At 67.3% G+C, this 6,118-nt stretch carries 5 protein-coding genes; 3 read left to right on the top strand and 2 right to left on the bottom strand.

Translation table 11 applies throughout. The features are described 5' to 3' along the window. Positions 1-10: 10 nt before the first annotated feature. Positions 11-508, top strand: coding sequence for a YcxB family protein (locus VC212_RS22285; RefSeq protein ID WP_115554387.1), 498 nt, complete (start codon positions 11-13; stop codon positions 506-508). Positions 509-526: 18 nt separating this feature from the next. Here the strand turns inward: VC212_RS22285 and ampR are convergent, their stop codons facing one another. Beyond that, positions 527-1,402 carry a LysR family transcriptional regulator AmpR gene (gene ampR / locus VC212_RS22290; protein WP_115554386.1) on the bottom strand — a complete coding sequence of 292 codons (876 nt, stop codon included), beginning with the start codon at positions 1,400-1,402 and terminating at the stop codon, positions 527-529. 100 nt (positions 1,403-1,502) lie between these two features. Here ampR and bla point away from each other — a divergent pair, with 100 nt between their 5' ends. Next, entirely contained in the window at positions 1,503-2,396 is an 894-nt protein-coding gene (gene bla / locus VC212_RS22295) for a class A beta-lactamase (protein WP_323515562.1), read from the top strand. 255 nt (positions 2,397-2,651) lie between these two features. Further along, on the top strand, positions 2,652-3,626 hold the full coding sequence (locus VC212_RS22300) for an alpha/beta hydrolase (RefSeq protein WP_323515560.1): 975 nt from the start codon (positions 2,652-2,654) through the stop codon (positions 3,624-3,626). A gap of 85 nt (positions 3,627-3,711) precedes the next feature. On the opposite strand, the gene VC212_RS22305 is transcribed toward VC212_RS22300, so the two are convergent. After that, positions 3,712-5,859 carry a phospholipase C, phosphocholine-specific gene (locus VC212_RS22305; protein ID WP_323515558.1) on the bottom strand — a complete coding sequence of 716 codons (2,148 nt, stop codon included), beginning with the start codon at positions 5,857-5,859 and terminating at the stop codon, positions 3,712-3,714. Positions 5,860-6,118 lie beyond the last annotated feature (259 nt).

Below are 6,118 nucleotides of genomic sequence, written 5' to 3' on the forward strand. Positions count from 1 at the left end.
AGGAGCGAACATGATCAGCGCCACCATCAGTCTGGAAGACCACCTGGCCGCACAGCGCCTGCATGCGCGGCAGACGGGCAAGCTGTTGATCGTGATCCTGGTGGTCCTGCTGCTGATCGGGGCGGGCATGCTGCAACTGATCGGGGCCAGCGAAATCATCGGGTCGGTGCTGCTCGGCGGCGGTGGCGGCGGCTTGATCGGCCTGGCCGTGTTGCACGCGTGGGGCTTGCCGCGAAAGATCAAACGCTTGCACGCCCAGCAGGCCTCGCTGCGGTATGCCTACACGTTTGCGTGGGACGAGACCGGGCTGGAGATCACCTGGGTGGACGGGCGGCTGCGCCGGCCCTGGTCCGATTACATCCGCTACCGCGAGAATGAGCGCGTGTTGTTGCTGTATCACAACGACCGCTTGTTCGAGCTGTTCGCCCCGCACTGGTTCGCCGACCAGGCGCACTACGAGGCATTTCGCCGCGTGGCGGTGCAGGGGATCGAGGCGGCGCGCCGCTGAGCGGCACCTTGAGCTCGCTTAACCGGAGCGCTGTTGCTCTGCCACCAGCCAATCGCGCAATCGGGCATCGGCATCGCTCTCCGGGCGCGAGCGCAGCCGGGTGAGCCAGTAGCGCCCGGCGTCGATCTGGATCGGGAACGGGCACACCAGGCGCCCCGCGTCGAGATCCTGGCGAAACATCGGCAACGGCACCAACGCCACACCGCTCCCGGCCGCCGCCGCGCTGGCCAGGGTCAACGACGAATCGAACATCGCCCCGCGTGCGGCGACCTCGGCCACGCCCGCCGCGCGAAACCACTGCGGCCATTCGTCCAGACGATACGAGCGCAATAACGGCAGCTGCGCCAGATCGGCCGGCGTACGCAAGCCACGCGCCATGCTGGGCGCACATACCGGTGCAAACGGTGCCTCCATCAGCGCCTGCGCGATCTGGCCCTGCCAGTCGCCGTCGCCGAAACGGATTGCCAGATCCAGTCCTTCGCCGGCCAGATCGACCCGGTTGTTGTGGGTGGACAGGCGCAATTCGATATCCGGATGCGCGGCATGAAACGCCGGCAATCGCGGCAGCAGCCAGCCGGTGGCGAAGGTGCCCACCACGCCCACGCTGAGCACTTCGCGATAGCGCCCATCGGCAAAGCGCTCCAGGGTGGCGGCGATGCGGTCGAAGGCCTCGCCGAGCACCGGTGCCAGTGCCGCCCCTTCGTCGGTGAGCGCCACACCGCGTGGCAGGCGGTGAAACAGGCTGGTGCCCAGCTGCTGTTCCAATGCCTTGATCTGGTGGCTGAGCGCGGCCTGGCTCACGCACAACTCGCCGGCTGCGCGGGTCAGGTTCTGATGGCGTGCGGCCGCCTCGAAGGCGCGCAGGGCATTGAGTGGAAGGCGAGGGCGGGGCATGCATAGAGATTAGTTCAATTCATGTCAGGGATCGAAACATCGCGATGGTCGGCTGCTTCGTGCGCATCGATACTGCGGGCTCCCTCAAGGAAGCAGACACATGGTGAATCGGCGAGAGTTCTTATGCGCAACTGGCGCGGGCATGCTGTTTGCGGCGTCCCGGCCCGCACTGGCGCTCAGCCCGGTGGTGACGGTGGACGGCCTGCTGCGGGCGCAATGGGCGGAAATCGAACGTGGCACCGGCGGTCGCCTGGGCATCAGCCTGCTCGACAGCGCCACCGGATGGCGCATCGGGCAGCGCGAGAAGGAGCGCTTTCCGATGTGCAGCACCTTCAAATTTGTATTGGCTGCCGCGGTATTGCAGCAAGTAGACCGCGGCAAGCTGTCGTTGGCGCAACCGGTCAAGATCCGTGCCTCGGACATGCTGTCGCATGCGCCGGTGACCGAGCGCCATGTCGGCGGCGCGCTGAGTGTCGGCGAACTATGCCGGGCCACGATGATCTATAGCGACAACCCGGCCGCCAACCTATTGTTCCCACTGGTCGGCGGCCCGCCCGGCGTGACCGCCTTCTTGCGCAGCATCGGCGATGCCAAGACCCGCAGTGACCGCTACGAGCCGGAGATGAATGGGTTCGTCCCCGGCGAGCCGCGCGACACCACCACGCCTGCGGCAATGGCGTCCACGCTGCGCACGCTGCTGCTCGGCGATGCCCTGCAACCTGCCTCGCGCAAGCAGCTGACCGACTGGATGATCGACAACCGCACCGGCGACGATTGCCTGCGTGCAGGGCTCACGCGCGACTGGAAGATCGGCGACAAGACCGGCAGCAACGGCACCGACACCCGCAACGACATCGCGATCCTGTGGCCGCCGAAGGGCAGGGCGCCGCTGTTGCTGACGACGTATTTGAACGGCGCCAAGGTCGACGACGCTGGGCGCGATGCGGCGTTGAAGGCGGTCGCGGTGGCGGTGCGGGAGACGCTCGCGCCTTGAGTGCCGCGACGCGGCGATTCCGCGTGGTTGGGGTGTCGCTATCGCGCCGTTCGGCGCGCGTGGCAGTCCAGTGGATGCCGCCGTTGGCTGGCGGCATCGCGCACTGCCCGCCGTACGCGGTAGCCGCGCCCGCATTGCCGATCACGACATCCAGTCCTCGGCGCATGCGCGGCCAGGCCTGTGGTCGCACGTCCCGCGCGTTCCACGCATCGCATCCGCTTCTATCCCATCCTCGCCACCCACTGGATCAGCACAATGCGTACTCCCCTCTTTTTGGCGGTCGTCGCCGCCGCACTTGCGCTCGCGCATGGATCGGCGAAGGCGCAGATCTGGCAACCGGCACCGGGCCATGTGCAAGTGCCGATCTGGCCTGGCAAGGTGCCCAATGGGTTGCCGCATCCGAAACCGGAATCGGTCGGTCCCGGCCCGGGGCGCCCGTGGTGGCCCAGGGCCAACGATGTCAGCCGGCCGACGATGACGGTGTATGCGCCCACGGGCCGCAACACCGGTGCGGCGGTGCTGGTGTTCCCCGGTGGCGGCTATCAAGTTCTGGCCATGGACCTGGAAGGGACGGAGATCTGTGATTGGCTGACCTCGCGCGGCATCACTTGTGTGTTGCTGAAGTACCGCGTACCCAACTCGGGGCCGACCTGGGTCAACGGCGGCCGCTACTATCCGAAGGTACAGACCGCGCTGCAGGACGCGCAGCGCACGCTGGGACTGGTGCGCCTGCATGCGGTGGAGTGGCGGATCGATCCGCACAAGGTCGGGGTGATCGGGTTTTCCGCCGGCGGACATCTGGTCGCCGCGGCCAGCACGCATTTCGCAAAGCGCACCTATCCGCTGGTGGACGCGGCGGATGCGGAAAGTTGCCGTCCCGATTTTGCCATCGCGGTCTATCCGGGCCATCTGTGGGCGCACGAAGATGAGGATCATGCCAAGCGCGATCCAACCCACCTACAGCTGCGTCCAGACATCACCGTGAGCGCCGATACCCCGCCGACCTTTCTGCTGCAGGCCGAGGACGACGAGGTGGATGGGGTAACGCAGTCGCTGGCCTACTACGTTGCGCTGAAGCAGGCCGGCGTGCCGACGGAAATGCATCTCTACGCGCAGGGCGGGCATGCCTTCGGTCTGCGCGCCAAGGAGCTGCCGATCGCGCACTGGCCAAGTCTGGTGGAGACGTGGCTGGGGACGATCGGCGTGTTGGCCCCGGCCGCAGTGCACTGACCGCCGCTGCCCTGCTTGCACGGAGTGACCTTCGCTCGCGATCCCGCACTGCGCGCAGCCTTCGCACGGCGCAAGGCCGCACGGCTCAGCCCAGTGGGCCAATCACGATAGGCCTGTCCTGCTGCAGCCGCGCCGGCCCACCCATCGCCGGGTCGCTGACGCTGTCTGCACCGGTTTCGATGCGACCTGCCAGACGTTGGCTTGCGCCGTCGTGTTCGACCCACAGGTCGTACCAACCGCCGCTGGCTGCCGCTTTCCAGCTGCGTTGCCAGGTCTGGCCGCCCGCAAGCTGCAGTTGCTCGCGCGGTTGCGCCTGCGCATAAGCGGCCGGTTGCAGTGCGATCTGGATCGGCGTGGTGCCGGTGTTGTGCAACGACAACGACAGCGCCGCCGGGTCGTCCGCTGCCTGGGTGATATCGGCCAGCAGCAATGCAGCGCTCAGGTCGCCGCGATAGTGGCGATGGAATCCGTTGGGGCCGATCAGCCACAGATCGTAGCGGCCATCGTAGGTGGTCCAGTCGCCGTCCAGCGTGGCACCGTTGCCTACCGTGTAGCGGCGCGGGATCGCCGCCAGGTCGTAGCGGTCGTAGACATGCAGCACCGCCGCCGCGCCGCTGTTGCGCAGGCGTAGCTGCACCTCGCCGCGCGCTTGCACATACGCCAGTTGCACGCTCGGGCGATACGGCACGGCGCGCGAACGGCGCACGCCGAACGGTTGCTCGGGCGATTGCAACGTGGCCGGCAGCGGCGGCAACGTGTGCTCGCGCAAGGCTGCTGCGCGCGCTGCCGCATCGCCCACATCGGGTAGCGATGCGACGAATGGGCGTGCATCGGCGTTGCGGAAATCGAACGCATTGGTCAGGTCGCCACATACCGCGCGCCGCCATGGCGTGATCTCTGGCGCCTGCACGCCAAACCGTCGTTCCAGCAGGCGCAGCACCGAGGTGTGGTCGTACACCTGCGAATCCACCCAGCCACCGCGACTCCACGGCGAAATCACATACAGCGGCACGCGCGGACCAAGCCCGTAGGGGCGGCCGTGCAGTGCGGGCAGATCCACTTTCTGCTCACCGGGTGCAGGCTGGCGATGGTAGTCGTCGTCGGTGGCGACGGTGGAAGCGCCGGCAAACCCGCCGGTTGCGCGCGGGTCCGGCGATGGCGGTGCAGGCGGAGGCATGTGATCGAAAAATCCATCGTTCTCATCGAACATCAGCAGCAATGCAGTGCGGCTCCACACCGCCGGGTTGGCGGTGAGCGCATCCAGCACGCGTGCGGTGTAGGCCGCGCCTTGCGCCGGGCTGGACGGGTCCGGATGTTCGCTGCCGGCCGCATCGGCAATGACAAAACTCACCGACGGCAGCCGATCGGCCATCACGTCCGCGCGCAGCTGCTCCACGCCCCGCGTGCTGATGCCACGCGCACGCAGCTGCGCATCGTGACCGGGCGCGTTGCTGTAGGCCTGCCGAAACGCCTCGAACCCGGCCAGCGGGTTGTCGGTGAAGTTATCGGCCATGTCCTGGTAGATCTGCCAGCTCACGCCCGCGCGCTGCAGCTGTTCCACATAGGTGGTCCATCGATACGGCTCGGCAAACCCGCCCAGCTCCGGAAAGTTGTCGTGCGAGTTACCGATCACCGGCCCGCCATGGCGCCCGTGCGGATCGTTGCCGCCGGTCCACAGGAACACGCGATTGGAATTGGTGCCGGTCTGGATCGAGGCGTGGTACGCATCGCAAATGGTGAACGCATCGGCGAGCGCGTATTGGAAGGGAATATCCGCCCGTCCGTAATAGCCCAGCGCGTGATTGTGTTTGGCTGCCGCCCACTGCCCGAGCCGGCCGTGGTCCCAGGCCTGTTGTGCATCCGGCCAGCTATGCGGCGTGCCCTTGACGCGCATGAAGCCGAATTGCGCTGCGGTATCCAGTGCAAACGGCGTGAGCCATTGCATGCCGTCTTCGCTGGGCTGCAACCACACCGTGCGCGATGGCGCGCCCGGTAGCGGTGGGGCCGGGATCGGAAAGCGATCACCGAACCCGCGCACGCCGGGCAGCGCACCGAAGTAATGATCGAAGGCGCGGTTTTCCTGCATCAGGATCACTACGTGCTGCAGGTCGTCCAGTGTGCCGCTGCGGCGGTCCGGCGCGATGGCAGCGGCGCGCGCGATGCTGGGCAACAGTGCGGCCGCACCGCTGGTCAGGCCGGCTTGCAGCAAACGGCGGCGGGGCAGGTCGATCATCGTGTCACCTCTGAGTGGCTGAACCCGTCCAAGTGCCTTCCCCCGCCTGCGGGGGAAGGTGCCCGCAGGGCGGATGGGGGCGCTGTGCTCCCACCCCAGCCCTCTCCCGCAAAGCGGGAGAGGAAGACAGTCCCGGCGTGTACGTCAGCATGGCAGGTGGCCGTTACAGATCCAGCGTCAGAGTCAGCCCCAGCGTGCGCGGCGCGGCGATGAAGGCGCTATTGAGTGGCTGAACCCGCCCGAGTCCCTTCCCCCGCCT

It is taken from the genome of Xanthomonas sp. WHRI 8932A, assembly GCF_035012785.1.
Taxonomy (GTDB): Bacteria; Pseudomonadota; Gammaproteobacteria; order Xanthomonadales; family Xanthomonadaceae; genus Xanthomonas.

What these genes read in the sequence shown, in the direction of transcription:
- ampR (WP_115554386.1), bottom strand. Translation starts at nt 1,402, where the DNA reads ATGCCCCGCCCTCGCCTTCCACTCAATGCCCTGCGCGCCTTCGAGGCG.
- VC212_RS22300 (WP_323515560.1), top strand. Translation starts at nt 2,652, where the DNA reads ATGCGTACTCCCCTCTTTTTGGCGGTCGTCGCCGCCGCACTTGCGCTC.
- VC212_RS22285 (WP_115554387.1), top strand. Translation starts at nt 11, where the DNA reads ATGATCAGCGCCACCATCAGTCTGGAAGACCACCTGGCCGCACAGCGC.
- VC212_RS22305 (WP_323515558.1), bottom strand. Translation starts at nt 5,859, where the DNA reads ATGATCGACCTGCCCCGCCGCCGTTTGCTGCAAGCCGGCCTGACCAGC.
- bla (WP_323515562.1), top strand. Translation starts at nt 1,503, where the DNA reads ATGGTGAATCGGCGAGAGTTCTTATGCGCAACTGGCGCGGGCATGCTG.